The sequence below is a fragment of the Larkinella insperata genome, assembly GCF_026248825.1.
GTDB classification, from domain to species: domain Bacteria; phylum Bacteroidota; class Bacteroidia; order Cytophagales; family Spirosomataceae; genus Larkinella; species Larkinella insperata.
On sequence record NZ_CP110973.1, the window covers coordinates 3,606,590 to 3,633,027 of the forward strand.

Annotated in this window: 23 protein-coding genes; 10 read left to right on the top strand and 13 right to left on the bottom strand. The window is 53.6% G+C overall.

Going from position 1 to position 26,438, the window contains the following annotated elements:
- Window positions 1-33 precede the first annotated feature (33 nt).
- Both OQ371_RS14460 and OQ371_RS14465 read left to right on the top strand, forming a co-directional pair.
- Window positions 34-285 carry a hypothetical protein gene (locus OQ371_RS14460; RefSeq protein WP_265988742.1) on the top strand — a complete coding sequence of 84 codons (252 nt, stop codon included), beginning with the start codon at window positions 34-36 and terminating at the stop codon, window positions 283-285.
- 128 nt (window positions 286-413) lie between these two features.
- The gene (locus tag OQ371_RS14465; protein ID WP_265988744.1) at window positions 414-1,601 is read left to right on the top strand and encodes an AGE family epimerase/isomerase; all 1,188 of its coding nucleotides are present in this window, start codon (window positions 414-416) and stop codon (window positions 1,599-1,601) included.
- 6 nt (window positions 1,602-1,607) lie between these two features.
- On the opposite strand, the gene OQ371_RS14470 is transcribed toward OQ371_RS14465, so the two are convergent.
- Window positions 1,608-2,369 carry an MBL fold metallo-hydrolase gene (locus tag OQ371_RS14470; protein ID WP_265988746.1) on the bottom strand — a complete coding sequence of 254 codons (762 nt, stop codon included), beginning with the start codon at window positions 2,367-2,369 and terminating at the stop codon, window positions 1,608-1,610.
- A 67-nt stretch (window positions 2,370-2,436) separates the two neighbouring features.
- Window positions 2,437-2,814: a response regulator gene (locus OQ371_RS14475; RefSeq protein ID WP_111627195.1), complete on the bottom strand. Its 378-nt coding sequence runs from the start codon at window positions 2,812-2,814 to the stop codon at window positions 2,437-2,439.
- Window positions 2,815-3,206: 392 nt separating this feature from the next.
- Between OQ371_RS14475 and OQ371_RS14480 the strand changes: the two genes are divergently transcribed.
- Window positions 3,207-3,647 carry a WapI family immunity protein gene (locus OQ371_RS14480; RefSeq protein ID WP_265988748.1) on the top strand — a complete coding sequence of 147 codons (441 nt, stop codon included), beginning with the start codon at window positions 3,207-3,209 and terminating at the stop codon, window positions 3,645-3,647.
- A gap of 139 nt (window positions 3,648-3,786) precedes the next feature.
- On the opposite strand, the gene scpA is transcribed toward OQ371_RS14480, so the two are convergent.
- The 3 genes from scpA to OQ371_RS14495 form a co-directional block, all read right to left on the bottom strand.
- On the bottom strand, window positions 3,787-5,949 hold the full coding sequence (gene scpA / locus OQ371_RS14485; RefSeq protein ID WP_265988750.1) for a methylmalonyl-CoA mutase: 2,163 nt from the start codon (window positions 5,947-5,949) through the stop codon (window positions 3,787-3,789).
- Between the two features lie 18 nt (window positions 5,950-5,967).
- Entirely contained in the window at window positions 5,968-7,344 is a 1,377-nt protein-coding gene (locus OQ371_RS14490) for a methylmalonyl-CoA mutase family protein (protein ID WP_265988751.1), read from the bottom strand.
- Window positions 7,345-7,471: 127 nt separating this feature from the next.
- Window positions 7,472-7,627, bottom strand: a complete 156-nt coding sequence (locus OQ371_RS14495; protein ID WP_265988752.1) for a hypothetical protein — start codon at window positions 7,625-7,627, stop codon at window positions 7,472-7,474.
- A gap of 139 nt (window positions 7,628-7,766) precedes the next feature.
- Between OQ371_RS14495 and dnaA the strand changes: the two genes are divergently transcribed.
- The 3 genes from dnaA to OQ371_RS14510 all read left to right on the top strand — a co-directional run bounded on the left by dnaA (window position 7,767) and on the right by OQ371_RS14510 (window position 11,248).
- On the top strand, window positions 7,767-9,176 hold the full coding sequence (gene dnaA, locus OQ371_RS14500) for a chromosomal replication initiator protein DnaA (protein ID WP_265994313.1): 1,410 nt from the start codon (window positions 7,767-7,769) through the stop codon (window positions 9,174-9,176).
- Between the two features lie 81 nt (window positions 9,177-9,257).
- Window positions 9,258-10,217, top strand: a complete 960-nt coding sequence (locus OQ371_RS14505; protein WP_265988753.1) for a GNAT family N-acetyltransferase — start codon at window positions 9,258-9,260, stop codon at window positions 10,215-10,217.
- Window positions 10,214-11,248 (top strand): GNAT family N-acetyltransferase, encoded by a 1,035-nt coding sequence (locus tag OQ371_RS14510; RefSeq protein WP_265988754.1) that lies wholly within the window; start codon window positions 10,214-10,216, stop codon window positions 11,246-11,248. The genes OQ371_RS14505 and OQ371_RS14510 overlap by 4 nt, the downstream gene beginning before the upstream one ends.
- Here OQ371_RS14510 and OQ371_RS14515 read toward each other — a convergent pair.
- Both OQ371_RS14515 and OQ371_RS14520 read right to left on the bottom strand, forming a co-directional pair.
- A complete protein-coding gene (locus OQ371_RS14515) occupies window positions 11,245-12,048 on the bottom strand; it encodes a DUF3108 domain-containing protein (RefSeq protein ID WP_265988756.1) in 804 nt (267 codons plus the stop codon). The two genes, OQ371_RS14510 and OQ371_RS14515, sit on opposite strands and share 4 nt — an antisense overlap.
- A gap of 100 nt (window positions 12,049-12,148) precedes the next feature.
- Complete coding sequence (locus OQ371_RS14520) at window positions 12,149-13,192, bottom strand: aminopeptidase (RefSeq protein ID WP_265988758.1); 1,044 nt, start codon at window positions 13,190-13,192, stop codon at window positions 12,149-12,151.
- 245 nt (window positions 13,193-13,437) lie between these two features.
- Between OQ371_RS14520 and OQ371_RS14525 the strand changes: the two genes are divergently transcribed.
- Both OQ371_RS14525 and OQ371_RS14530 read left to right on the top strand, forming a co-directional pair.
- Window positions 13,438-14,526 carry a Nal1-like putative serine protease gene (locus OQ371_RS14525; RefSeq protein WP_265988759.1) on the top strand — a complete coding sequence of 363 codons (1,089 nt, stop codon included), beginning with the start codon at window positions 13,438-13,440 and terminating at the stop codon, window positions 14,524-14,526.
- Window positions 14,527-14,606: 80 nt separating this feature from the next.
- The gene (locus tag OQ371_RS14530) at window positions 14,607-14,888 is read left to right on the top strand and encodes a hypothetical protein (protein WP_265988761.1); all 282 of its coding nucleotides are present in this window, start codon (window positions 14,607-14,609) and stop codon (window positions 14,886-14,888) included.
- A 4-nt stretch (window positions 14,889-14,892) separates the two neighbouring features.
- Here the strand turns inward: OQ371_RS14530 and OQ371_RS14535 are convergent, their stop codons facing one another.
- The gene (locus tag OQ371_RS14535; protein ID WP_265988763.1) at window positions 14,893-16,056 is read right to left on the bottom strand and encodes a lipid A deacylase; all 1,164 of its coding nucleotides are present in this window, start codon (window positions 16,054-16,056) and stop codon (window positions 14,893-14,895) included.
- A 104-nt stretch (window positions 16,057-16,160) separates the two neighbouring features.
- On the opposite strand from OQ371_RS14535, the gene recA reads away from it, so the two are divergent.
- The gene (gene recA / locus OQ371_RS14540; protein ID WP_265988764.1) at window positions 16,161-17,231 is read left to right on the top strand and encodes a recombinase RecA; all 1,071 of its coding nucleotides are present in this window, start codon (window positions 16,161-16,163) and stop codon (window positions 17,229-17,231) included.
- A gap of 170 nt (window positions 17,232-17,401) precedes the next feature.
- On the opposite strand, the gene OQ371_RS14545 is transcribed toward recA, so the two are convergent.
- From OQ371_RS14545 to OQ371_RS14560, 4 genes are all read right to left on the bottom strand, one after another.
- Complete coding sequence (locus OQ371_RS14545; protein WP_265988766.1) at window positions 17,402-18,688, bottom strand: citrate synthase; 1,287 nt, start codon at window positions 18,686-18,688, stop codon at window positions 17,402-17,404.
- Between the two features lie 359 nt (window positions 18,689-19,047).
- A complete protein-coding gene (locus OQ371_RS14550) occupies window positions 19,048-19,464 on the bottom strand; it encodes a hypothetical protein (RefSeq protein WP_265988767.1) in 417 nt (138 codons plus the stop codon).
- Between the two features lie 129 nt (window positions 19,465-19,593).
- Window positions 19,594-20,727, bottom strand: coding sequence for an acyltransferase family protein (locus OQ371_RS14555; RefSeq protein ID WP_265988768.1), 1,134 nt, complete (start codon window positions 20,725-20,727; stop codon window positions 19,594-19,596).
- Window positions 20,728-20,930: 203 nt separating this feature from the next.
- Window positions 20,931-21,824: a LysR substrate-binding domain-containing protein gene (locus OQ371_RS14560; RefSeq protein ID WP_265988769.1), complete on the bottom strand. Its 894-nt coding sequence runs from the start codon at window positions 21,822-21,824 to the stop codon at window positions 20,931-20,933.
- Between the two features lie 165 nt (window positions 21,825-21,989).
- Between OQ371_RS14560 and OQ371_RS14565 the strand changes: the two genes are divergently transcribed.
- Complete coding sequence (locus OQ371_RS14565; RefSeq protein ID WP_265988770.1) at window positions 21,990-23,630, top strand: glycerol-3-phosphate dehydrogenase/oxidase; 1,641 nt, start codon at window positions 21,990-21,992, stop codon at window positions 23,628-23,630.
- Between the two features lie 128 nt (window positions 23,631-23,758).
- Here OQ371_RS14565 and OQ371_RS14570 read toward each other — a convergent pair whose 3' ends face one another.
- On the bottom strand, window positions 23,759-26,422 hold the full coding sequence (locus OQ371_RS14570; RefSeq protein WP_265988771.1) for a cation-translocating P-type ATPase: 2,664 nt from the start codon (window positions 26,420-26,422) through the stop codon (window positions 23,759-23,761).
- Between the last annotated feature and the right edge of the window lie 16 nt (window positions 26,423-26,438).

A 26,438-nucleotide genomic window follows, 5' to 3' on the forward strand; every position in this document is an offset into this window, starting at 1 on the left:
CGGTTAACCTTTATCACCAAATAAACCAAGGCCATGGCAAATAACAAAACGACCGACCAGCCGGGTTCAAACGACAAACAAGCTAACTCGAAGCGGACCCGCGACTACGAAGCACGCGATACTTCCGCCATGTCGACCAACATGGAGAAGATGCGTTCCAACCAGGATAAGTCCAAGCAAGGCCCCGACGAAGACCATACGGAAAAAACCAAATCCGAATTGCAGGAGGAGCGCGGAGGCCACGGACACAGCGGGCACAGCAGCTCGCGAAACGGCAGCAGGTAATTAAGCGACGGTTAAACACCGTAAAAAGGAATATTGACTCGGAAATATGGAAGCCGAAGTAGAATTTTTCACTTCGTAATTCGATATTTACTAATCAATATTCCTTTTTTAATTTTACTAAACCCGCTATGTTCGACCTGCGAACAACCCGACAAGAACTCAACCAGGAATTGAAAGATATTCTGGCGTACTGGCAGAAATACGGTCCCGATCCGGTGGGGGGCGGCTATTACGGCCAGGTCGACTATCAGAATGTTCCCAAAACCGATGCCGCCAAAGGCATTGTGGTCACTAGCCGCATCGTCTGGACGTTTTCGGCAGCCGCCCGGCACATGCAGCACGACGAATACCTGCCCTACGCCGAACGGGCCTACAACTACATCGAGAAGTATTTCCGCGACAAGGAGCACGGCGGGGTGTATTGGTCGGTGGATTACAAGGGCGAACCGCAGCAAACCTTCAAACAACAGTACGGCCAGGCGTTTGCCATTTACGGCCTGAGCGAATATTACCGGGCTACCAAACACCAGCCAGCGCTGGATTTTGCCAAAGAGATTTACGGGTTGATGATTAAACACGCCTACGATCCGAAGCGGGGCGGTTTTTACGAATGCCTGACCCGCGACTGGTCGGGAATGGCGGACGATTACGTCATCAGCAAGAAAGAGAATCAGGAAAGTAAAACCATGAACACACACCTCCACATTCTGGAGGCTTTTACGAACCTATACCGTGCCTGGCCGGATCAAGGGCTGAACGGGCAAATCCGTGGTTTGATCGCTATGTTTGAAAAACACATTGTCGATCCGAAAACGTACCGGATGAACCTGTTTATGGATGATGACTGGAACGTCCGGAAAACCGCTATTTCCTACGGTCACGACATCGAAGCCTCTTGGCTGCTGGTCGAATCGGCCGAAGCCCTGCACGACGAAGCATTGACAAAGCGAATCAAGGCGTTGTCCGTAAAAATGGCGCGGGCGGCCGCTACCGGTCTGGAACCCGACGGCGGTATGAACTACGAATACGACCCCAGGGAAAAGCACCTCAACCGCGAGCGTTCGTGGTGGGTCATGGCCGAAGCGATGGTGGGCTTCATGAATGCTTATCAGCTCACGAAGGAAAAGCAGTTTCTGGACAAGTCGCTGAAAAACTGGGAGTTTATCAAAACATACATGCTGGACCGGAAGAACGGCGAGTGGTACAGCGGCATCGACGAAAACCACAAAGTGCTCGGCAATACCAAAATCAGCATGTGGAAATGCCCGTATCACAACGGCCGGGCGTGCATCGAGATGGTGGACCGGTTAGGATAACGCGAATTAGAGCGTGATTTTCAAGCCATCGTAGCCCAGGCGGATGGACTCCGGCAGCCGCTTTTCAACCTCGCGGTGCAAACCCAGTTTGTGGCTGATGTGAATGAAATACGCTTTCTCCGGTTGAATCCGCTCCACCAGCGCAATGGCCTGATTGAGCGTAAAATGGGAGATATGGGGTTCGATCTGCAGCGCGTCCAGCAGCAGGACCTGAGTGCCGTAGACTTTTTCCAGTTCCTGCTCGGAAATGTAGTTGAGGTCGGTCAGGTACGTGAAATCCTGGATGCGGTAACCAAAAACCGGCAGGCGGTGGTGCAGTACATCGATGGGGGTAAACCAGACGCCTTCGATTTCAAAGGCTTCATTATCAATCGCGTTGAGCTGGATGCGCGGAATGCCGGGGTATTTTTTCTCCGCAAAAATATACGCGAACTCAGTCTGTAACTGCGTGAGCACCCGTTGGCGGGCGTAGACGGGAATATCCTGCCCCTGAAGAAAATTATAGGCCCGAACCTCGTCCAGCCCGGCGGTGTGGTCTTTGTGCTCGTGCGTAAACACAACGGCATCCAGATGCCGGATGCCCGTGCGCAGCATCTGCTGGCGAAAATCCGGACCGGTATCGATGACGAAGCTTTTGCCCCCGACGGCGAGGTGAACCGAAGTCCGCAGCCGCTTGTCCCGGAAGTCGATCGAACGGCATACGTCACACGTACAGCCAATCAACGGTACACCGGAGGATGTTCCTGTTCCGAGTAAAGTAACGATCATAAGGAATGAGGGAGTGAGGGAGTGAGGGAGTGATTTCCAATCCTGCGGTCCCTCACTCGTTCAATCCTTATTTATCCGTAAGCTGATTGACAACCTCCACCAACCGGTCGAAGTTTAGGGGTTTAACCAGGACATCGTTGAAACCGGCTGTTTTAAACTCCTCTTCTGTATAGTTTTTCGCGTTGCCGGTAATGGCAACGACGGGAATATTGGCTTTTTCCTTATCAGCCAGCGCCCGCACCCGGCGTACGCATTCCATTCCATCCATCACCGGCATGTTGATATCCAGCAGGATGATGCTGAAATCTTCTTTTTCCAGAATCTGCATGACCTGCTCGCCATTTTTGACGGAAGTGATATCGTAATTCTGAAACTCAAGAATTTTACGGGCTAGGTTCTGGATAACGGAGCTGTCTTCGGCAATCAGTACTCGTTTGGTAGACATAAAGTCAATGGCTTGTGGTGAACTACTTCACAGAAAATTTGGACAGGTGAAATTAACGACTATTCCAATAACACAAAAAAAATGTTCGTATCCTGTCCCACTTTATTGATTCTTGAAAGTAGTAACGGGGTGAATTTGAATTATTTCTTTGTCTGATAAATTTTTTAATATCTGATTAATATAAAATCGAGTTGGTTTTGTATTTTTACTATGCGTTGTGACTGACCTCACGGCGAGCGTCCAAAAAGGCTATCGAATAAAACGCTGACGACCAGATTTTTCTGCTGCCTCTGTTTCCATTTGCTATAGCTGCCCCGTGCCAACTGATTCCACGAGATTTTATAGTTTTCCAATGCGACCTGTTTACGGCAGTTCGGTTGATCTTCTAACCCATGAAACTAACTGGTCCTGATTCTTCTTTTGAACTGAATATTCTGGATTACGAGTACAGCGATTCACAGCACTTTATGGATCGTAACTGGCTGTTGATCAGTCTGAAAACCCGCTACCGGAATAAGGAATACACCACAACAGCACCCCTGTTGTCAACCTGGGAAGTAGAACTGCTGATTCAATGGATGCGTTCGGTGGTGTCTCAGCGGCAGTTGTCGCCCCGGTTGTCTTTTGTAGAACCGTGTCTGGGTTTCCAGTATGCCTCCAACGAGATGAATGGTTACCTGTTTGGAATTAAACTTGACCAGGAAGCGACGCCGGACTGGTACGACGATAGTTCAAAACCGTTCTGGTTGCCCGTTACGCCCGACGACAGCGAACTGGAGCACGCCATCACCGACCTGGAGAAGCAGCTAAACATTTTCCCAATCCGGGAGTAGGGCGTTTTGCCCCTGTGCACGAATTAAACAAAACCCGCGTACGTCGTTTCCCGAGCACCGGACAGTAAACACAGATCTGCAGAAAACAAACCAGTGCCTTACCCTGTCAGGCTTCCTGCCATACCATCGTATTTGTCGTTTAACCCTTGTCCAATTCCGGCATCAACTCTTTCAGGATTTTTTGGGCCGCTACCGAAATGACCGTTCCGGGACCGAAGACGCCTTTGACCCCCGCATCGTACAGAAACTGATAATCCTGGGCTGGAATGACGCCCCCGGCAATGACCAGAATGTCGTCGCGGCCAATTTTTCGCAGCTCGTCGATCAGTTGCGGTACCAGCGTTTTGTGTCCGGCGGCCAGGCTCGACACCCCGACAATATGGACATCGTTTTCGGCCGCCTGACGGGCCACTTCCGCGGGCGTCTGAAACAACGGCCCCATATCCACATCGAAACCCAGATCGGCAAAGCTCGTAGCAATGACTTTAGCGCCCCGGTCGTGACCATCCTGCCCCATTTTGGCGACCAGGATACGGGGGCGACGGCCGTCGTATTCAGCAAAACGGTCGGTTAGCTGGCGGGCCAGCCGGAAGTTTTCGTCGTCGGAAACCTCCGCTGAGTAAATGCCCGATACGGCCCGAATGGTGGCTTTGTGACGGCCAACGGCTTTTTCCATAGCGTACGAAATTTCTCCTAAAGTGGCCCGGCGCCGGGCGGCTTCGATGGCAAGAGCCAGCAGGTTGTTGGTAAATCCGGGAGCCGACGGTTCGGCGGTTCGACGGGCAGCTTCCGTGATGGCGGCCAACGCGGCCTCTACCTGATCCGGGTTTCGCCCGGCTTTAACGTCGTTGATGCTCCGGATCTGGGCTTCCCGAACGGCCTGATTGTCGACTTCCAGCAGTTCGAGCGCGGTTTCTGATTCGGAACGGTATTGGTTGACGCCCACAATCACGTCTTTGCCCGCGTCGATCCGGGCCTGTTTGCGGGCCGCAGCTTCTTCAATGCGCAGCTTCGGCAGACCGGTTTCGATGGCTTTGGTCATGCCGCCGAGTGTTTCCACCTCCTGAATCAACGCCCAGGCTTTCTGAATCAACTGATCCGTCAGGTACTCAACGTAATAAGAACCGCCCCACGGATCGACCACGGCGGTAACGTCGGTTTCGTGTTGCAGATAAAGCTGCGTGTTGCGGGCAATCCGGGCCGAGAAGTCGGTGGGCAGCGCGATGGCTTCGTCCAGGGAGTTGGTGTGCAGCGATTGGGTGTGCCCCAGCACGGCCGCCAGGGCTTCCACGCAGGTCCGGGCTACGTTGTTGAACGGGTCCTGCTCGGTCAGGCTGTACCCGCTGGTCTGGCAATGCGTCCGCAGCGCCAGCGACTTTGGGTTTTTTGGGTGAAACGGCTTGACCAGAGCGGCCCAGAGAACCCGGGCGGCCCGCATCTTGGCAATTTCCATGAAGTGGTTCATGCCGATGCCCCAGAAAAAAGACAACCGGGGCGCAAACTCGTCAATGCTCATGCCGGCCTTCAAACCCGTTCGGATGTATTCCAGGCCGTCGGCCAGGGTATAGGCCAGTTCCAGTTGCGCCGGAGCACCCGCTTCGTGCATGTGGTAACCGCTGATGCTGATGGAGTTGAACTTCGGCATGTAGCGGCTCGTGTAGGCAAAAATGTCGCCAATGATCCGCATGGACGGCTCGGGGGGGTAGATGTAGGTGTTGCGCACCATAAACTCCTTCAGAATATCGTTCTGAATCGTGCCCGACAACTGCTCCGGCCGGATGCCCTGCTCCTCGGCGGCCACGATGTAAAACGCCATAATCGGAATGACCGCGCCGTTCATCGTCATCGAGACGGACATCTGATCAAGCGGAATCTGGTCGAACAGAACCTTCATGTCTTCGACGGTGTCGATGGCAACCCCGGCTTTTCCTACATCACCGACTACCCGCGGATGATCGGAATCGTAGCCCCGGTGCGTTGCCAGATCGAACGCCACGGAGAGTCCTTTCTGCCCGGCTGCCAGATTCCGGCGGTAAAATGCGTTGGATGCTTCGGCGGTTGAAAAACCGGCGTACTGCCGAATGGTCCAGGGCTGCGTGAGGTACATACTGCTGTAGGGGCCACGCAGGAACGGCGGAATGCCGGCCACCGAACCCAGGTGCTGAGCCTGGGCGAGATCTTCGGGGCCATACTGCGGTTTAATTCGGATGCCTTCGGCGGTCACGACGGAGCGGGTCGACGGAGTACCGGGAGACGGGTCGGCTTCGGGTTGCGGGGGTGTGGTCCTGAAATCTGGGCGCATAATGGTTGCAGATTGAGTTTATTCGAAAGCTGCCGCTAACCGGCGTTCGGGTAAAACCGGGAGGGAGTCCGGCATTTCGTCGGGCTGACGGCCGGGCGGGGTGGCTAATCCTTCATCCGTTCGAAACTTCGTGACGCCCACCAGAACCCGGCCGTTTTTAACGGCTTCAAGGCTAGCCTGGTAGGATTTTTCGATCTCGTCCCGAAGGAGGCCCTGCTCAAACGCTTTTTGCAAACCACCCCGATCTTCCACCGCCAGGAACAGCGCCCAGGCCGATTCGGCCAACTGATGCGTCAGCGTTTCGAGGTAATACGAACCGGCCGCCGGATCGAGCGTTTTGTCCAGATGCGCTTCTTCCTTCAGCAGAATGGATACGTTCCGGGCAATGCGGCCGGAAAATGCGCCGGGTTCGTCGAAAACCGTATCGTACGGATGGACGGTCAAGGCGTTGCATCCGCCAATCACGGCGGCCATCGCTTCCGTTGTGCCCCGGAGCAGGTTGGTGTAGGGCGTGGCCGTAGCGTCGTGAAAAGTGGAGGTTTGGGCGTGGACGAACAAGGATTGCTGGTTGAGGAGCGGTGCGTTGTAGTGGCCTACCAGCCGTTGCCAGAGCAGACGGAGGGCGCGGAGTTTGGCGATCTCGGTAAAGTAGCTCGTTCCGACCGAAACCGAAAGGGTGGTTTTCGTAAGAAACTGCTCGGGGGATAAACCCGCGTCGGTCAGCGAGTCGTAGAGCTCGACGGCCATGTTCAGCAGAAACGCCAGTTCCTGCGTGGCGTTGGCTCCAGCGTTATGAAAAACGTGGCTGCTCAGGGTGATGGTCCGGAACTGGGGTGAATCCAGCGTCTGGCGGGTGGCTTCGGCCAGTTGAGCAAGGCGGTCGCCGGGGGGCGTGCCAAACCGGAGATAACGAAAAAAAGGCTCCTCGAAAATACCGCCCTTCAGCTGGTAGGGCAGAAACTCCCGCAACTTAGCGACCAGCGTCTGGGCCAGGCCATCCGTCTGAAACCAGATCGGGTTTTCGCTCAGCTTCAGGCCGTTCAGCAGGCGTTTCCAATCGGTATCGGCCTTATTTAAACCGGTCAGATCCAGCAGCACCCCGTCGGCCCCGCTGGCCAGGGCGTCGCGCAGGGCGGTGTTGGTATCGCCTGCGGAACGAAACCGGATGCGGGTCACCGTCAGCCAGCCCGGCGACCGGCCCGCTACGGTTTGATCGGCTGCCTGGGGCAACCCGTCGCGATCTTCGGCAGTATAAAAAGGTTCAATTTCAATTCCTTCCGGACTGGTTCGCTTCAGGGACTCAAACGGTTTGCCTTTCAGGTCGGCAACCACCTGCTGCGTCCACTGCGCCTTAGAAACCGGCGGAAACATTTCTTTTAGATTAAAATCGGTCATGGTTCTCAGTGCATAAAATGGCTGGATCATTCCAACGGGCAGTCTTAAGGGCTGAAAGCCTGGTCCGTAGATCAATTTACCAGCTCTATAACGCTTCTTCGCCAAAAAAACCACTTGTTTTAACCCGTTAACGCTCAAGCGATCCGGTCGTTTTTTTCAAAGTTAGGTCTTTTTGGAGTAAAGCCACCGGCATTGCGGTTGCCATTGGTCGTGACGTTGCATTATTCCTATAATCTATTTCCCTGGCTTGACCAGCAAAAATTTTGCCTGTATTTTTATCCATACAGAGTTTACAATCGGCCTTGTCAGCTCTGATTTTTTTCCTACTTTTGTCTCCCTTTTTTTACCCACCGGGCTAAGTATCCTCGGGTAATTGGCTTTTGAATTGGCAGAATGTAACAGTGAGCATACCCGTACCCGGCATACAGCGCGAAGCAGTGACGGTCTGGAACCGTTGCCTGCAGGTGATTCAGGAGAACATCTCTGACCAGAGTTTCCGGACCTGGTTTGAGCCCATTGTTCCCCTGCGCCTGAATGGCAGCGAACTAACCATCCAGGTCCCGAGCCAGTTCTTCTACGAATGGCTGGAGGAGAACTATATTCATTTGCTCCGGAAAGCCCTGGACTTTGCCATCGGGCGCCACGGTCAGTTGCAGTACTCCATCATTGTCGATAAAGGCGACGAAAGCAGCAAACCGCTGACGGTAAACGTACCGACAACAAAATCACCCCAGACCGCCAAGCCCGATAACGTCGACGCCGACATTCTGAAGAGTCCGTTCGAAATGAAGGATCTGGACTCGCTGCAACTGGATTCTTACCTGAACCCGGCCTACACGTTTGATAATTTCGTTGAGGGCGATTGCAACCGGCTGGGCCGCTCGGCGGGGTTTGCCATCGCGCAGAATCCGGGCACCACGGCTTTCAATCCGCTGATGATTTACGGCGGTGTTGGGTTGGGAAAAACGCACCTGGTGCAGGCCGTCGGTAATTACATCAAAAATAACAACCAGGACAAGTTCGTTCTTTACGTCTCTTCCGAGAAGTTTACGACCCAGTTCATCAACGCCATCCGGACCGATTCGCTGCGCGATTTCATGAGCTTTTATATGCAGGTCGACGTGCTGATCATCGATGACGTGCAGTTCTGGGCGGGCAAGGAAAAAACGCAGGAGACGTTCTTCCACATTTTCAACCACCTGCACGGCGCCAAGAAGCAGATCATCATGACTTCCGACCGGGCACCCCGCGATTTGCAGGGTATGCAGGATCGGCTTCAGTCGCGGTTCAAGCAGGGGTTGACGGCGGATCTCCAGCAGCCGGACCTGGAAACGCGGACGGCGATCATCCAGAAAAAACTCCAGGCCGAAGGGATTTTTATCGAGCACAACGTTATTGAATACCTGGCGCACAGCATCAATACGAACGTTCGGGAACTGGAAGGTGTCATTGTGTCGCTGATGGCCCAGGCGTCGCTCAACCGCCGGGAAATTGACCTGGACCTGGCCCGAAGTACCCTCCGCAACATCGTGATCGATTCGGACAAGGAAGTAACCATTGATACTGTTCAGGATGTGGTGGCTGATCATTTCAGCATCACGGTGGCGGACCTGAAAAGCAAAAGCCGGAAGAAAGAAGCGGTTTTTCCGCGCCAGATCGCCATGTTCCTGGCAAAAGAACAGACGGAATTATCACTGAAGTCGATCGGTTACCACTTCGGTGGCCGCGACCACAGCACGGTAATTCACGCCATCCAGACCATCAGCGATCTGGTGAGCAACAACCCCCAAATCCGCGAGACCGTCGAAAAATTGAAAGCATCGTTGAAATAACGTTTGTCGGTATTGTTTCCTGAGAAAGTGACTTAATGAGTCTCTCTTACTCTGAACTAGAAACGATAAACCGCTACGCCGTTGGTCCGCTATTTGTCCCGCCAACAGATCGACGTTAATGCCTACGACCGGTGCATCGCGAACTCCCCGCACCGGCTCATCTACGCGTTTTCCTGGTATCTGGATGTAGTATCGCCGGATTGGAAACTCCTGGTGGAAGGTGAGTATGAGCGGGTAATGCCGTTGCCCGTTCGCCCACGGTACGGGGTGAAAGCCATCATTCAGCCTCTTTTTTGTCACCAGTTAGGCCTATTTGCCGCCAACGAAACGCCCGATGCAACGGTGATCGCTCGCTTTCTGCGCGTGCTGCAGCAACACATCCGTTACGTTCCTTCCTATCAGTTTCAGGCCGCAAATACGTCCAGCCTGACCGCTGAAGCCGGGCAACTGGTCCCGATGACCAACCATGTGCTGAATCTGCAAAAACCGTATGTTGAATTGGCCGCCGGGTACTCGAACGGCCAGAAATGGAACCTCAAACACGGTTTGCGGCAAGGCTGGGAATTCACGGAAACCGGCGACATTACTCCGCTGATCGAGTTGTTTCGAACGTATAATACCACTGGCATTGGGCAGGTTGCGAAGGATGCATACGCGAAGCTTCAGCGGTTGGTGGCGGTGTTGCAGGAACGGCAGCAGGTCCGTATCCGGGTGGCCCGGCGCAACGGCCGGATTGAAGCGGGGAATTTGCTGGTGACGGATGCAAACCGGGTGATTCACCTGTTCTGCTCGGCCAGCCCGGAGGGCCGGAAGGGCAATGCCCGGACCGTCATTCTGGACCAGTTTATCCGGGAGTACGCCGGACAACCCGTTTGGTTTGACTTCGAAAGCCCCGAAGTAGAGAGTCTGGCCGCGTTTAACCGGGGGTTTGGGGCGGAACCGGAGTCGTATGTTCGGCTGGTGAGCAACCGGTTGCCGGGGCCGGTGCGGTTTTTGCACCAAATCAAAAAGTGGCTACACCAAACGTTTTGGCGCCGATGATCATTCGCTACCTCGACCGCTCCGCGCTGGATCCGGATCGCTGGGATGATTGCGTACGGGCATCGTCGCAGCGCCTGGTTTACGCGGCTTCGTGGTACCTGGACGCCCTGACGACCGGCGACAAAGCACCGTATTGGGGCGGTATCGTGGCCGAAGAACAGGGGGGGTATGTGGCCGTGATGCCGGTAGTTTACAAAAAAAAGTACGGCATCCGGTACGCTTTTCAGCCCGACTATTGCCAACAACTGGGCGTTTTCAGCCGGAGTGGCGTTGATCTGCAAACCGTCTTTCCTGAATTCTGGAAGCTGCTGAATCGGCACGTTAAGTGGGTAGTGTCCTACCGGTTCAACGAGAAAAACGAGCACGAGCTGTCTTTTCCGGCCGGGTTGCCGCTCGTCAAGCGCAGCAATCACGTGTTGCCGTTAGACAAACCGTACGCCGAGATTTACAAAGGATACGCCACAGACCGGAAAAGTAACCTCAACCGGGCGAGAAATACGGCTTGGGTGGTGGAGGAAAGTCGGGATGTCCGGCCGTTGATTCAATTGCACCGCACGCACAATGAAGAGAAAGCCGTTGGCGGTATCGACCTGGATTTAACGATTTACGACCGCTTTGCCCAGGCCGTCGATGGGTTGCACCAGCGGGGATTGGTGCGCATCTGGATGGCCCGCAAAGAAGGGGAACAAATGCCGGAAGCCGGTGGGGTGTTCGTAATGGACGCTAACCGGATCATCTACCTGTTCAACGGGGCGTCGGTTGCGGGGCGGAAGCAGCAGGCCCGGTTGTGGATGATCAACCGGCTCGTGGAGGAATTTGCCGGAACACCGCTGGAATTCGATTTTGAAAGCCCAGCCGTGGGCGCAGAGTCGGTCAAGGCATACTACCGGAGTTTTGGGGCCGAGAGCCGGTTGTACACCGAAATTTCGTACAATCACCTGCCCCGCTTTTTCACGTACGTCCGGGCTTTCGTTCGCGGGTTGCGCAGCCGGTTGGGCAAAAAAAAACGGGCCGAAGCCCGTTGTCATTAGCGTTTGAAAAACTTGAGTTCGTTGCGCAGGCCGGAGTGGCTTTTCAGGTCCATTTCCATCGAGCCAACCCAGAGCTCCACTTCAACTTTCACCGGAACCTTGTTGGCGTCGTCCGAAACCCAGATTTTAATCGCGTCTTCGCCTTTGAACAGTTTGTTTTCCGGCAGAAGCGGGTTGAGTTTAAGCACGTTGATGTGACCGAACTTGGTTTTGATAACTTCGCGGCCGCGGTAACGCACCTTCATGTTGTAAACCTGATCGTCGAAAAAGGCGGGTACTTCGATTACCTGGCCCGTATTGACGCGGTTGAAGTCGATGGTGCGCAGGTAGTAATAGCCGCTGATGACGTCGTGAACGTTGTCGGGCACCTTAAACACGTCCTTATCGGTTTTTTCCTCCGACCGGACGGTGTTGGCGAAGTGGTTAAAAGTAACGTTCTCTTCCTTGCGGTGGTTGCCTTCTTCAATATGCTGGAAAAATTTCTGCGGTAAAATCGCGGTCGTATCAATGTAAGACCGCCAGGTGTTGCGGATGCGGGTGATCAGATCGAAAGCACCCACTGTACGACCATAGACGTTCACCCGGTAACAAGGACGTTCGTTGACCTTGTAGACCGTCGGCGCCACATCGACCGTTGCTTCGGCCGCGTTGAAAATACCGTAGTGAACCTTGTATTCCAAATGTTCACCGGCTCCGAAACTGGTATTGTTCACGCGCCGGTACGCATTTTCCGGTTTCAGCGCCACCTGCGATAAGGCAGCGGTGGTTATGATGGACAGGATGAGAATAACTTTTTTCATAATCGCTTGACCCATGGCCCCGCAAAGTTCAGGATTAGAGATAGGTATTTAGTACGATAAACGCTTGAACCGACAAAAAAGCCCGTTCAACTGCTAAAATTTATAAGGACGGGTACGTCTTTTTCAAATACGTCAGGTACTGGTTAAAGTTGCTGTTAAACTTCTCCTCAAATTCGCGCCGGAAACGGTTTTGTTGTTGCCGGTAGGTTTTGTACGCTACGAAGTACGCGTTATTGGGGAGATTCTGTTGCGTAAACCGACGTTTTTTAGGATTCGGTTTTCCGACCGGCGGTCTGGTTTTCAGCGTATCCACGGTTTCCACAATCCGGTCGATCAACTGCCACTTCTTACTCTCCCTGACCCGATTGGGCGTTTGGAGGTTGTAAGTAGCGTACAAACTATCCAGTTTTTGGGTACCGCGCAGAATATGCTCGTCGTATTTTTCGCCGTACTGCTTAGCATCCAGGTAACCCAGCGCTTCCGGTGAGTTGGCACCGTACTTCTGGGTTAAAAATTTCAACGCTCCGTATTCACCGACAAAATCCGCCAGGTTTTCGTTGTATTCCAGGTTATCCTTTACAAACAACGTGCCGTGCGTCAGCTCGTGAATAATTAATTCCGCCAGTTGTCCTTCCGACCGTTTCAGCATTGACGAAAGGATCGGATCGCGGAAAAATCCTAAGGTTGACCAGGCAGATACTTCGTTCAGACGCGTGTCGTAATTCTCCTGTTTCAACGCATTTAACTCCTGGTCGGCGCGGTCCTTTTCGAAGAAACCCTTGTAGGCAAAAGTGCCGATGATCGGAAACCTCCATTCTCTGGCCGCAAGCCGGTATTTCTCCGAAGCAACGACCACCCACAAAATGGGTTGCCCGTGCTGGTCATAAAATGTTGTATAGTTGTTCGAAGGATTAATCCCCAAAGAATCAACCGAATAACGTTTAATTTCCTGAATTAGTTCAATTTTTCGTTTGAGCGAATCTGGAAACGACGCGTCCGCCAGCACCTCTTCAACGGGGCGGGTGTTCCATAAAATCCGGAATTGACCTTTGGCCTGCATCCAGCCGTAACCGATTAGTTCGTGGAACCAGATGCCCAGCACAATACATACGCCCAACAGCGCCAGCAGGATTTTTTTGATCATGAACAAAAATAGACTAGAATAAGCCGCAAACCATAAAACCTGTACCGATACTACGGTGTTCTTAAGAAACTAACGGTGTCTACAAAACCGACATCAATAAGACATTTATCCGGGGAAAAACCCTCTTCGGACGGGTAATTTTCTCTTTCTTTTTTTTGGTATTTCGTATTCCGCTTCACACGAGTAAACGGTTTTTAACGTCGTTGGTGGTCAGCAATGACCCCAAATTCTTAAATTTTAACAGCATGGCTAGCTACAACGAAGTATTGGCAGCGCTGCGGGAATACCGCAACGAACTGGAAGAGCGGGTTCAAACCGAGATCGAATCGCAGTTTGAGGAAGGCAGCACCATCCTGAACGCGTTTTCCGCCAGGGGTGGCGTTTCGGCATTTGCTACACCCTTGTCGAACGTGCACGCTTCCGGCGTTGGTATTCGGATCAGGGGAGGCAAGCCCGTCAAGGATAATTTTGTGTTGAAGGTGTACGTGTTCGACAAGCTGGATCTGGGCGCTAACACGCCCGCCATCACCCGGAGTTTTCAGGGCATTGAAGTCGATGTAGAGCCGTTGCCGATTCAACTGGCGCTGAGCAAAGCCGAAGCCTTGGCCGCCACCACCGTCGACGATCACCGCAGCAAACAGCGGCCCATTGTCGGGGGCGTTTCCATTGCTCCCCTGAACGAATCCTTTGTCGGTACGCTGGGGTGCTTTCTGCAACGGACGGTCAGCGGGTCCAAGCAGGTCTTTGTCCTGAGTAACAACCACGTTCTGGCCGATACCAACCGGCTGACCATCGGAACCGCCGTTGTGCAGCCGGGGCCGGAAGTAGCGCCGACGAGTCCCAACGACGTTTTTGCCGCCCTGAGTGCCTTCATTCCCATTCAGTTTCCCGCCACCCGCATTGATCCGGTGGTGAACGTGTTTGATGCGGCTATTGCCGTGGTGGCCGACGAAAGCCTGATTCGCAAAGGTGCCATTCTGGGGATCGACAAGTACGAACCAAAAGTAGCCGCAGCCGTTCCCGGTATGCGGGTGATCAAATCCGGACGAACCACCGGCGTTACTACCGGCATTGTCACGGCGACCCGCGTCAACGGCGTGCAAATCAACTACGGAACCCGCACATCCCCACGGATCGCGACGTTCAACGATACCGTTGAAATTGTGAGCGAAGACGAAAGCAAACCGTTCAGTATGCCCGGCGATTCGGGATCGGTGATTCTGGACGTGGATACCGGCCGGCCCGTGGCGCTTCTGTTTGCAGGAGATGGCCGGACGACCACCGCCTGCGATTTTGGTGGTGTGTGCCGGCAGTTTCAGGCTTTTCCAATTTAAGCGGAAGTTTGGACGAAGGTTGCAGAAACCACCAGCCGCTTGTACCTTAGTAAATACAACTTGTATTTAACCAGCTAGTTATGGATCAGATCGTTCACATTCCGGGCCGCCCCAAAACCGAGCAACCGCCCAATCTGGGAGATTTAGCCGCTTCAGTGCATCTGCATCATCCGCAGGTGATCCGGAGCGGAGTGACGACGACCCAGGAGGGCGAGTGGGCGATTCTGGCCGTGGTCGAAAAAAACACGCCAGTGCCCATCCGTACCATAGAACGGGAGTGTCTGGGCTTTCCGGTGATCTACCAGGAGGATTCGGGCCGGGTGCCGGTGGCCCGACCGGCCTATCCCGGATCAGGTGAGTAAGCGTTTACCGGCCAAACCAGATGTAAACTCCTTCCGAATGCTCAAATAGGTGATTCGCCAGATCATAGTGCGGTTCGAACCGGACGGTCACCCCCAGGCCGTCCGTTATTTTTACATCCTTCAGAAACCGAGCGATCAACAGCCGCCGGTGAGGCTCCCGGTAGGTGCTGTTGTACCGGCGCGTGTAACTCTGGTAAAGATCTCCGCCCAGGTCAGCCCGGTAGAGGTTGCCGTTCCAGTAGCTAAGCAAAACCGTGACGGGCTTCAGATGGACGGTCAGGTTGGGGTAAAGAGCCCCACCGGAAGACGGTTTGTCAGCGTTTTCGGAGTAGCCCACCAGGTAAGTGTCCAGTCGGGCGGAACGGACCAATCCAGGTGTCGGATTCTGCCACGTCAGGCTCAGGCTCCCGGCGGCATTCAACGCCGTCCGGACGGGCAGCGGGCTGCTGATGTTCTGACCGCCCGCGTGAAAGGCGGTGACCTGTACGGGGATGGAAAGGCTCCACGCCTGACCTGGATCGCAGATCCGTTGTTTGAAGGACAGGCCACCCCAGAAGTGCTCCTGACGCGCGTAACCGGGCAGCGTGTTCTGGAGGTAACTTATCCAGAAATCGAAGAACGTGCGCTTGGTTTGGTGATTGATTTGCAGCCCGTTCTCGATGCGTTGCTGGAGTAGCCGTTCGAAATTGTACAGCGGCTCGATCAGCCTGTGACCCACCGATCCTTCCAGCGTCCCAAAAAGGTAGTTCCAGTTGCGGTGCCGGAACTTGATGGTGAACGTTGGCGCCAGCTGCGTAATGCGGTCCTGTCCGAAGTCTTTTTTAACGTAAACGCCCGCTTCCAGCACAACGTTTGGGGCCGGTTGGCAGGCGACGCGCGGGTTAAACTGGTACCCAAATAATGTGTAGCCGTCAGCGATGGGACCGAAGTATTCATTGTTCCGGACAAACCCCAGGCCGTTGAATCGGAATTGCCATTTTTGGGCACTATCCAGAGACGCCCGCTGTTCCAGTGCCTGATTGGGTAATTGAGCGGAACTTGTGTGTGAGATAAAATATAGATAGCATATAAATATGGTATATGTTTGCCGGTAGTGGTATCGGACGTTGCAGGACTGTTTGATATGTGTTATCTTTAAGCGGGCAATAATGGGCAAAATACGCTTCATGTATTACTGATTATTTTACAAGCTGCACTTGCAATTTTGTCCGAAAAATGCTAATTTTATAAGGTTAAACATACTAAAAATCAATTTTTGCGTAAACACATCACATGGCACAAGCACCTGCTAGTACGGCTAATGACAGCAAACTGAAAGCCCTGCAAACGACCATCGAAAAGTTGGATAAAGCCTACGGAAAAGGAACCGTAATGCGTCTGAGCGAGAGCAAAGTCGTTGATGTTCCGGTTATTTCGACGGGTTCGCTGGGGCTGGATCTGGCGTTGGGAATCGGCGGTGTTCCGCGCGGCCGGGTCGTTGAAATCTACGGACCGGAATCGTCGGGGAAAACGACGTTGACGATGCACTGCATCGCCGAAGCGCAGAAGAATGGCGGCCTGGCTGCCTTTATTGACGCCGAACACGCTTTTGATCGCGTCTATGCCGAGAAGCTAGGAATCGATACGAAAAATTTATTAATCTCTCAACCCGACAACGGTGAGCAGGCACTCGAAATCGCTGAGCACCTGATTAGCTCCGGTGCCATCGACATTATCGTCATTGACTCCGTTGCCGCTCTGGTTCCGAAAGCCGAACTGGAAGGCGATATGGGCGAGAGTAAGATGGGTCTGCAAGCCCGGTTGATGTCGCAAGCCCTGCGGAAACTGACGGGGGTAATCAATAAAACGGGTTGCTGCTGCATCTTTATCAACCAGTTGCGTGAAAAAATCGGCGTTATGTTCGGAAATCCCGAAACAACGACCGGTGGTAACGCCCTGAAGTTTTATTCTTCCGTTCGGTTGGACATTCGCCGGATCGGACAAATCAAAGACGGTGACGATATCCTGGGGAACCGCACGAAAGTGAAAGTGGTTAAGAATAAGTTAGCCGCTCCGTTCAAAGTAATTGAATTCGACATCATGTACGGTCAGGGCATCTCGAAAGTGGGTGAAGTCCTTGATCTGGCTGTTGAACTCGATATCGTGAAGAAATCAGGTTCCTGGTTCTCGTACGATGGAAACCGGCTTTCACAAGGCCGCGATGCGGTTAAAAACCTGCTGCTGGACAATCCTGAATTGATGGCCGAACTGGAAGCCAAAATCCGGGCGCAGGTTAACAGCGACGAAGGTGCTCTGGTGGATGCTTCTGGTAACGCAGCAGAGGACGAAGATTCACTGGACTAAGCTGTTTCGCAGTGCGTTGCTTTGAAAAATTGAAGCGGAGTGTTTTAATTATTGTTTGACAAATGAAGAGGTGGTTGGCTGTTGCTGACCACCTCTTTTTTGCTTTACAGGCTAGCCCTAAACACAAAACCCGACCAGAGCCGGGTTTTGTGTTTAGGGTATCGTATGATTTAACGATCCGCCAGCGCTTTGAATTCCCGCAGCGTGGCACCGGTGTAAATCTGACGCGGACGACCGATCGGTTCTTTCTGTTCGCGCATTTCTTTCCACTGCGCAATCCAGCCCGGCAGACGGCCGATGGCAAACATCACCGTAAACATATTCGTCGGGATTCCCAGCGCGCGGTAGATGATACCCGAATAAAAGTCAACGTTCGGGTACAGCTTACGCGATACGAAGTATTCGTCGCTCAGAGCGGCTTCTTCCAGCCCTTTGGCGATTTCCAGAACCGGGTCGTTAACGCCCAGTTTGCCCAGTACGTCGTCGGCGGCTTTTTTGATGATTTTGGCGCGCGGGTCGAAATTTTTGTAAACGCGGTGACCAAACCCAAACAGCCGGAAGCCGGTTGTCTTGGCGTTTTTAGCCATATCAATGTATTTGGCAACATCACCACCGTTCTCCTTGATCTCTTCCAGCATTTCAATTACCTCCTGGTTGGCACCACCGTGCAACGGTCCCCAGAGGGCGTTGATACCAGCCGAAATCGAAGAATAAATGTTGGCCCGGGACGATCCCACCAGCCGAACTGTTGAGGTCGAGCAGTTTTGCTCGTGGTCGGCGTGCAGAATCAGCAGTTTGTTCAGGGCGCTGGAAACCACCGGATCGGTTTGGTATTCTTCAACCGGCAGCGCAAACATCATCTGCAGGAAATTCGAGCAGTAATCGAGTTGGTTTTTGGGGTAATTGACCGGGTGACCCTGCGATTTTTTGTACGACCAGGTGGCAATGGTCGGAATTTTTGCCAGCAAGCGGATGATGTGCAATTCGGTCTGATCCGGTGCTTTTTCATCGTACGAATCCGGGTAGAATGCGCTCAGGGCGCTAACCAGCGACGACAGCACGCCCATCGGGTGCGCGTTGTTGGGGAAGCCTTCAAAAATCTTCCGCATGTCTTCGTTGACCATCGTATGACGCCGGATGCGGTCTTCAAAGGCATTGTATTGTTCCTGCGTTGGCAGTTCGCCGTAGATCAGCAGGTAAGCTACTTCCAGAAAGCTGGCTTTTGCGGCCAGATCTTCAATTGAATAACCCCGGTAATGCAAAATGCCCTCTTCACCATCCAGAAATGTAATTGCACTCTGGGTGGCACCGGTATTTTTATATCCTCTGTCTAAGGTGACATAGCCCGTCTGGTCGCGGAGATTGGAAATGTCAATGGCTTTTTCGTTTTCACTACCAACAACAACTGGAAATTGATAGGTTTTACCATCGACAGATAATTCGGCTGTGTTTGACATACGTATTCGGGGTAGAGTAAATCGGTTATGGTAAATTGGAATAATTAGGTTGGCACTCCATCGTATCGATACCTGCAAAATGTGAAAGGTACCCAGGGCATACTCACCGCAACGGTAGACTCCGCGCCGGGCGAAATTAGCCAAAAACTAGTAACGACACATGATTACTTTGGTAAAAACGTAAGGAAAGTCCAAAATCTACTTGTTTAACCCAAAATCAAGGGCATTAGTTGCTGCTATACCGGAATGATTGGTCGGTTCCTGCTCCCATTCCTCGCATACGGTTTCACCGTCAAAAATGCGATCGAATTGATGCCGCCGGGTATCGGGGACAAAAGCCCGGAATGGCGCGGTCCGCATTAGCGCTTGGTCCGCTTCGTCGTGAGCACATCGTACGACGTTTTCCCGAAAACAATCGCCATAATGACAGGCAGCAGGACCGCGCCGGTTTTGAATCCGGAACCCGTAAATTGATAGGTGCCGGACGAAAACTGGGTGTAGGTCTGAAAAACAAGGAAGAGGCAAAAGACAAATAAGCCGACTGCCAGCACCACCGCTACGGGACCACTTAATACCCGCTTTATAACGAGGCTGATAACCAGGGCCGCCACTACCGTTGCTGCCACCGTTGCCATGGCTTTGGGCAGGGTTTCGAGGTAATCGTGGTCGTACCAGAAAATACCGATTCGACCGATGAGATTGGGGTGGGCAAGTAGCCAGCCATCAACGAGGATCAGAATAAATAGAACGAGGTAATAAAATAGGTTGTTGCGCATTTGGAAATAGGGATTGTAAAAATCAAAAGCCAATCTACGGCAGTTTTGGCGAATAAAAAAAGCCCCATTTGGGGCTTCGGGGCAGAAATACGCAGTGCGACGGTTTCGATCAAGTCAGGGGAGGAGGAGTTAGGATGCGGGCTGCGGCTGACTGGCGGGTACTTGAAGCCGGTACCGTTTATCGGGGCTGTACTGGGCGGTGGTAGGTCCGGATAGCCGGTTCTGAAGCCAGCGAAGAATCGGTTTTTCAGCGTGCTGATGCAGTTGCCAGCTTGCCCAGCACAACAGGCCAACCAGCAGGAGATTGGCCGGAAGAACATAGGGCACCAGGTGCAGCATGAGCAGGGCGTGCGTCATCACCATGAAAGCGGGAACGTGAATCAGATACAGAATGTAGGAGGCATCGCCCTGCTTGAGCAGCCAGGCCGGGCAGAAGGTCCGTCCGGCGATTTCTCTTTGAACAACGCTCAACAGCAGTATCGTGGTCGGTACCCCAAAGCCCCAAACCCGCAGCCAGGCGTCGGAAGGCTTAACGAATTCGCCCGTCAGCAGAAAAATAAACAGAGCCACTCCCAGCACGATCGGCGGAATCCGGAACGAGTACCGACGAACCAGCCAGTAGGCCACGATTCCCAAACCGAATTCCAGGTTAAACGGGCTAAACAGAAAATACTGCAACCACCCGAAGTGGGGGATGCCCGCCCAGTTCACCAGGCTGGTGTAGAGGGTTGCCGCCAGAACGAAAGCCGGCAAAATCAGCAGCGTTCGGGAAATAATGACCAGCCCAAACAAACCGTAAAAATAGAGTTCGAAGCTCAACGACCAGGTAACGGGCAGGGGACTGTCGTGGGCGGGGATGAGCGTCAGTGTTTTCAGGAGATCGACCGGATCAAAAGAGTACGGGAGCCACTGCAATGAGGGCGCAACCTGCCTGATTCCGATTAGCGCGATACCGGCCAAAATAACAACCGGCCAGTAAATGGCGTAGATTCGTCCCAGGCGCTTTTTCAGATACGGCAGGAACTGCTCCGGGCGGTTGATTTTTGAAAAGTTGGTGTGGGTAATGATAAAGCCGCTGATGATGAAAAACAAATCGACGCCCCCAAAACCGGCTTTGAAACAGCGCAGCAGAGGCAAGTGAATATCGACCTGCTCCGTGACCATAAACAAATGAAAAAAGGTAACCAGCAGGGCCGCAACGGCCCGCAGGGCCTGGATCGATTGAAACGTTTGAGGAACGGAATGAGTTGGACGGAGAATCATTGTGCATATAGTTTAAAATAACCGGATTGTTCGGGCACATGGCTTCTGGTCGCTGCGCGGAAGATCAGCGAAATTCATGGAACTGTAGCAAAGCACAGCGGAAGGGTTACGGAGTTGAAACTTATCATTTTATTGTACATGCAATATACAATAAATTCATTCACTTCCCGAACTTTAAGTGAATGAAAAAGCGTGGAGGGGGCTTACTGATTGTAATATCGGCGGGCAAAGGTCATGAAACCAGCAGCGAGTCCCTCCGGTAAGCCCTGGAGATGGACAAAACTGAACGTGCGGGGTAAACGGAAATCTTTGATGGACACAACTTTGAGTTCACCGCTCCGGACTTCTTTCTCAATCGCCCGGGATGACAGAATAGACAGGCAGTTGGCGTGTTCCAGAAACGACTTGATGCTCTCCGAACTCCCCAGGTGCATCACCACCGTTAAACTGGAAGGGCGGATGCCCCGGGCCTGTAGCGCCGTTTCCAGCACTTCGAGCGTACCCGAACCGCGTTCGCGCAACACCAGCGGCAGGTTGCTGAGTTCTTCCAGTGTAATTTCCTTCAGGCGGCTGTAGCGGCTTTTGCTGTGAACCACCGCCACCAGTTCATCCTGCAGAAAGTCGTGGTACTTCAGGCCGGCATGGTGTTTTTTGCCCTCCACAATCCCCAGATCAATCTCTTTGGCCGAAACCGCGTGTTCGATCATCTCGGTATTGCCGGTTAGCAGGCTGAGCTGAATGGTCGGATAGCGTTCGTAATACGACGCCAGCAGCGGAGAAATCAAATATTGGGCAATGGTGGTGCTGGCTCCCAGCCGCAAACTGCCCTTTTGCTGGCTTTTAAAGGAGTTTAATTCAAAAAGTGCTTCCTGATAGAGATCGAAAATTTGTCCGGCGTAGCGGAAAAGAACTTCCCCGGGGGGCGTCAGCACGATGGTATTTCCTTTGCGGTCGAACAACCGCAGACCCAGCAGATCTTCGAGCGCCTTGATGTGTTTGGTAACGGCGGGTTGGGTAATAAACAATTCCGCCGATGCTTTTGTAAAACTGCGGTGGCGGGCCACACTGTAAAACACTCTTAATCGAAAATCATCCATGGAGATGGCAAGTACGCTTTTTAATAACCAAAGGTAATGGGAAAGCGATAAAAAACGTTTTTCGAAGAGTTATTTCGCAGACTTACGCAACGAGGTGCGGAGTTAAGCGGTGACTCTGTGTAACTTTGGTAGCTCCGCTAAACCCGCAAATAAACCGTTTCTTTTATGCAACGCAATCACCATCTCGAACAAGCCGAAAGCCAGGAATTTGATATTTGCATCATTGGCGGAGGGGCCACCGGTGCGGGTTGTTTGCTCGATGCCCAAAGCCGGGGGCTGAAGGCTATATTAATTGAAAAGCACGATTTTGCCTCCGAAACGTCCAGCAAGTCAACGAAGCTGATTCACGGTGGGGTACGGTATCTGGAACAGGCCGTCAAACAGGCCGACCTGAACCAGTACCACATGGTTAAAAAAGCGCTGCGCGAACGGCTGACGCTCATCCGCAACGCTCCCCATCTGGCCCATCCGCTGGCCCTGCTGACGCCCTGCATGAGCTGGATGGAAGGCATTTATTATACCGCCGGACTGAAAATGTACGACACGCTGTCGGGTGATCTGAGCATCGGAAAAAGCGAGTGGCTGAACAAGGAAGAAGCCCTGAAGCGCAACCCGGCACTAACCCACAGGATTCACAGCGCGGTTTTGTATTACGACGGCCAGCTGAACGACGCCCGCTACAACATGTCGCTGGTTAAAACGGCCATGCAGTACGGGGCCGTGGCGCTCAACCACGCCGAAGCCCGTACGTTTGAGAAGGACGCGAACGGGCGGCTGGTAGTGCTGTACGTCCGGGATTCGCTGACCGGACGGCTTTTGCGCATCCGGGCCAAACGGTTTGTCAATGCCACCGGACCGTTCGCGGATCGCATCCGGCTCCTGGCCAATCCCGACATGGGCTTGCGGATGCGGGTGAGCAAGGGCGTTCACATCATTGTGCCGGGCGAACTGATGCCGTCCGACACCGCCATTCTGGTGCCCAAAACCGACGATGGACGGGTGGTTTTCATTATTCCGTACAACGGTAAACTGATGATCGGGACCACCGAAACCGAGTCGGAACTGGCCGAATCGGAGCCGGTGGTGGAGCGGGCGGAAGTGGAATACCTGATCAACTACGTAAACCGCTACTTCGAGAAACCCATCCGGGCCGATCAGGTCATTGCCGGTTTCGCCGGTTTGCGCCCCTTGTTACAGGCCGATCCAAACGCCGATACCAAACAACTGGTGCGCGATCATGAAGTGGAGGTGGATAAGTCGTCGGGCCTGATCAGCATTCTGGGCGGAAAATGGACAACCTACCGGCTGATGGCCAAAGACACCATTGACAAGTTTTACGAAGTAGAAGCATTGACCGAAACGCCTTGCACAACCGACCACATCAAACTCGTCGGGGCGGAAGGTTATGCGGACGATTTCTGGAAAGTGCTGGTGAATAAATACGGTGTGCAGCAAGCCGTGGCCGAGCACCTGAACCGGCAGTACGGCACGGAGAGCCTGGAAATCGTTCAGCTTATGCGGGAACAGCCCGACTGGAATCAGCGGCTTTCCGACCATTTGCCGATCACCAGAGCCGAAGTAGTGTTTGTGGTTCGGGCCGAAATGGCCCAGACGCTCAAAGACGTGCTGGCCCGGCGATTCGGACTGGAACTCACCGACTGGCAATCCACGGAGCAGATCACCGAAACCGTGGCCGATCTGATGGCCGTCGAACTCGGCTGGACGCCCGAAGAACGCCGGAAAGCGGTATTTGACTACCAGGCCGAACTCGAATGGTTCCGCAAATCAGCGGGATTGATCCTTTGATAGGCCATACGGTGGTAAATCGTTTTCGTTAACGTACAAACTCCGGAGGAACATTCTTCCGGAGTTTGTACGTTAACAAAAACCGTTAGATCGATCAGGACATAAGTCCTTCGTGGGCGTTTTGTCCTTTACTTTCCCAACCGCATAATCCCCTTTACCGACTGCACCAGCACAACCGGCGCGATACCGGCAACGGCAATCAGCCAGAGTTCCGTACTGGGAATGGAATCAATGCTCAGGACCTGCGCCAGAAATGGTACGTAATACGTCAACACCAGGATAAACAGGCAGAGCAGCAGCGCGTACCAGATGTAGCGGTTGCGGGTAATTTCGTTGACAAAAAACGAACTGCCGGAACGCAGGTTGAAAACGTGCATCAATTGCGCAAACGACAAGGCGTAGAACGTCAGGTTATTGCCTTCTTTCTGCGTCAGGCCCAGCTTCTGGGTGCCGAACCAGTAAGCCCCCAGTACCGAAGCCGTCATGGCCAGGGCGTAAAAAACGAGCATTCGCCAGTCGCGGCTGTCCATAATCGGCGTTTTGGGATCGCGGGGCGGCTGGTGCATCAAACTCGAATTTTCGCGGCCAACCCCCAGCGCCAGGGCCGGGAATACGTCGGTGACGATGTTGATGAACAGAATCTGCAACGGCAGCAGCGGATTACCGACGTTCAGAAAACCGGCAAACGTCACCACAAAAATTTCACTCAGGTTACACGACAGCAGAAACAGGACAAACTTGCGGATGTTTTCAAAAATCACCCGCCCCTGCGCAATGGCCGTAACAATCGAGGCAAACGAATCGTCTTTCAGCACCATGTCGGCGGTTTCGGCGGCCACCTGCGTACCGCGCAGGCCCATCGCAATACCGATGTCCGACTTTTTCAGGGCGGGCGCGTCGTTGACACCGTCGCCGGTCATTCCCACAATGTCGCCTTCCTGCTGGTACAAATCAATCATATCCAGCTTCTGGGCCGGACTCACCCGCGCAAAAACCCGGCATTCGAGCAATTTCTTTTTGTCATCGGCCTGCAGTTGGTCCAGCGGTTTGAGGTCTTTGCCGGTCAGAACAATTTCTTCGCCGGGTTCAATCAGCTTAACTTTCGACGCAATGGTCAGAGCCGTAGCCGGGTGGTCGCCGGTTACCATAATGACCTTGATACCGGCTTCGCGGCAGGCTTGCAGGGCGGGCGTTACTTCGGTGCGGGGCGGGTCAAGAAAACCGATCAGGCCCACATACGTCAGGTCGTGGTCCGCAAAATCATCGCCGGGTCGGGTGTCGGTTTCCCGGTAGGCAAACGCCAGGGTTCGCAGACCGTCGGCCGCCATTTTTTCGGAAAGATCGTAATACGTTTTCCGGTCTTTTTCGTCCAGCAATTGGCAGCGGTCCAGCACTTCTTCGGCGGCTCCTTTGACGGCCACCAGAAAACCGCCGTTGTGTTCGTGGAGCGTGCCCATAATCCGGGTGTCGGAACTGAACGCTTTCTCGGCTTTTCGCGGAAATTCCTGGTGAATCTGGTCGGGGTTCTGTCCGGCGGCAATCGCAAATTTCAGGAGGGAAACCTCCACCGGATCGCCCACTTCCTTGGGTTTTCCATCCACAACATCGTAATCCGCGTTGTTGCAGAGCACCCCGACCTGAACAAGCCGCTGGTATTCTTCAGACTCCGTAAGGGCCTCGTCGCCGTGGACCACCTCCAGTTTCTTTGCTTCGGCGTCCGCCCGGACTTCGGCCTGTTGCCCCGGCAGTTGCAGCGTGTTGACTTCAATCTGGTTCTGGGTCAGCGTGCCGGTTTTGTCCGTAAAAATAACATTCGTGCCGCCCAGGGTTTCAACCGCCGACAACCGTTTCACAATCACTTTCTTCTCGGCCAGCCGCAGCATCCCGTACGCCAGCGCGATGGTTGCCACCACCGACATGCCTTCTGGAATGGCCGCAATCGCCAGCGCCAGGGCCGTTTCGATCAGCCGCAGCGGTTCTTCACCCCGCAGCAAACCGACCACCAGAAACAGGGCCGCCAGCCCGACCGTCACCCAAATCAGCACTTTTGCCAGCGAATCCAGTTTGGCTTCCAACGGAGTCGCCGAGCGTTTTGCTTCTTCCACCATCGTGGCAATTTTGCCCAGTTCGGTTTGCTGTCCGATTCCCGTGACCACCGCCCGACCGGTTCCCGCCGTGATGGGGGTTCCTTTAAACAGGCGGTTGTGCTGGTCGCCCAGTGGCGATTCGTCCGGCGGCAGTTCCGTATTTTTATCGACCGGCAGCGATTCCCCGGTCAGCGCCGATTCGTCGGCCTGAAGCTGGCTGACTTCAAAAAGGTTCGCGTCGGCGGCTACCAAGTCGCCTGCTTCCACGACGAGAATATCGCCAACGGTAACTTCTTCCGACGAAATTTCCCGAACCCGGCCGTCGCGTAGCACCCGCGCGGGGGTGGTGTCCATTTTGCGCAGGGCGTCCATCGACTGGCGGGCGTTCCATTCCAGAATAAAACCGGTAATGGCGTTGATGAGCAAGACGGCAATGATGGCAAACCCCTCGACGGTTTCACCCAGGAAAAACGAAATCCCGGCGGCTGCGGCCAGGATGTAAACAATGACGCCGGTGAATTGGCGCAGCAGGATTGTAAGCGCACTTTCGCGTTTGGTTTCCTGAAGGGCGTTTGGCCCCAGTTCGTCGTAACGGCTTTGGGCTTCGTCGGCGGTCAGACCGGTTTTCGGATCAACTTTCAAGTCGTTCAGCAGTTGATCAATCGGAATCTGATGCGGTTTCTCGAGCGTTGAAATAGGTTGCATAAGAGTGGATAGGGAA

Bases quoted from the DNA above. Each gene is read 5' to 3' on its own strand.
- OQ371_RS14490 (WP_265988751.1), bottom strand. From the start codon at position 7,344: ATGACCGATTTTAATCTAAAAGAAATGTTTCCGCCGGTTTCTAAGGCG.
- OQ371_RS14510 (WP_265988754.1), top strand. From the start codon at position 10,214: ATGATCATTCGCTACCTCGACCGCTCCGCGCTGGATCCGGATCGCTGG.
- OQ371_RS14530 (WP_265988761.1), top strand. From the start codon at position 14,607: ATGGATCAGATCGTTCACATTCCGGGCCGCCCCAAAACCGAGCAACCG.
- OQ371_RS14565 (WP_265988770.1), top strand. From the start codon at position 21,990: ATGCAACGCAATCACCATCTCGAACAAGCCGAAAGCCAGGAATTTGAT.
- OQ371_RS14465 (WP_265988744.1), top strand. From the start codon at position 414: ATGTTCGACCTGCGAACAACCCGACAAGAACTCAACCAGGAATTGAAA.
- OQ371_RS14495 (WP_265988752.1), bottom strand. From the start codon at position 7,627: ATGGATAAAAATACAGGCAAAATTTTTGCTGGTCAAGCCAGGGAAATA.
- recA (WP_265988764.1), top strand. From the start codon at position 16,161: ATGGCACAAGCACCTGCTAGTACGGCTAATGACAGCAAACTGAAAGCC.
- OQ371_RS14525 (WP_265988759.1), top strand. From the start codon at position 13,438: ATGGCTAGCTACAACGAAGTATTGGCAGCGCTGCGGGAATACCGCAAC.
- OQ371_RS14545 (WP_265988766.1), bottom strand. From the start codon at position 18,688: ATGTCAAACACAGCCGAATTATCTGTCGATGGTAAAACCTATCAATTT.
- scpA (WP_265988750.1), bottom strand. From the start codon at position 5,949: ATGCGCCCAGATTTCAGGACCACACCCCCGCAACCCGAAGCCGACCCG.
- OQ371_RS14570 (WP_265988771.1), bottom strand. From the start codon at position 26,422: ATGCAACCTATTTCAACGCTCGAGAAACCGCATCAGATTCCGATTGAT.
- OQ371_RS14535 (WP_265988763.1), bottom strand. From the start codon at position 16,056: ATGAAGCGTATTTTGCCCATTATTGCCCGCTTAAAGATAACACATATC.
- OQ371_RS14470 (WP_265988746.1), bottom strand. From the start codon at position 2,369: ATGATCGTTACTTTACTCGGAACAGGAACATCCTCCGGTGTACCGTTG.
- OQ371_RS14460 (WP_265988742.1), top strand. From the start codon at position 34: ATGGCAAATAACAAAACGACCGACCAGCCGGGTTCAAACGACAAACAA.
- OQ371_RS14550 (WP_265988767.1), bottom strand. From the start codon at position 19,464: ATGCGCAACAACCTATTTTATTACCTCGTTCTATTTATTCTGATCCTC.
- OQ371_RS14555 (WP_265988768.1), bottom strand. From the start codon at position 20,727: ATGATTCTCCGTCCAACTCATTCCGTTCCTCAAACGTTTCAATCGATC.
- OQ371_RS14480 (WP_265988748.1), top strand. From the start codon at position 3,207: ATGAAACTAACTGGTCCTGATTCTTCTTTTGAACTGAATATTCTGGAT.
- OQ371_RS14520 (WP_265988758.1), bottom strand. From the start codon at position 13,192: ATGATCAAAAAAATCCTGCTGGCGCTGTTGGGCGTATGTATTGTGCTG.
- OQ371_RS14475 (WP_111627195.1), bottom strand. From the start codon at position 2,814: ATGTCTACCAAACGAGTACTGATTGCCGAAGACAGCTCCGTTATCCAG.
- OQ371_RS14560 (WP_265988769.1), bottom strand. From the start codon at position 21,824: ATGGATGATTTTCGATTAAGAGTGTTTTACAGTGTGGCCCGCCACCGC.
- OQ371_RS14515 (WP_265988756.1), bottom strand. From the start codon at position 12,048: ATGAAAAAAGTTATTCTCATCCTGTCCATCATAACCACCGCTGCCTTA.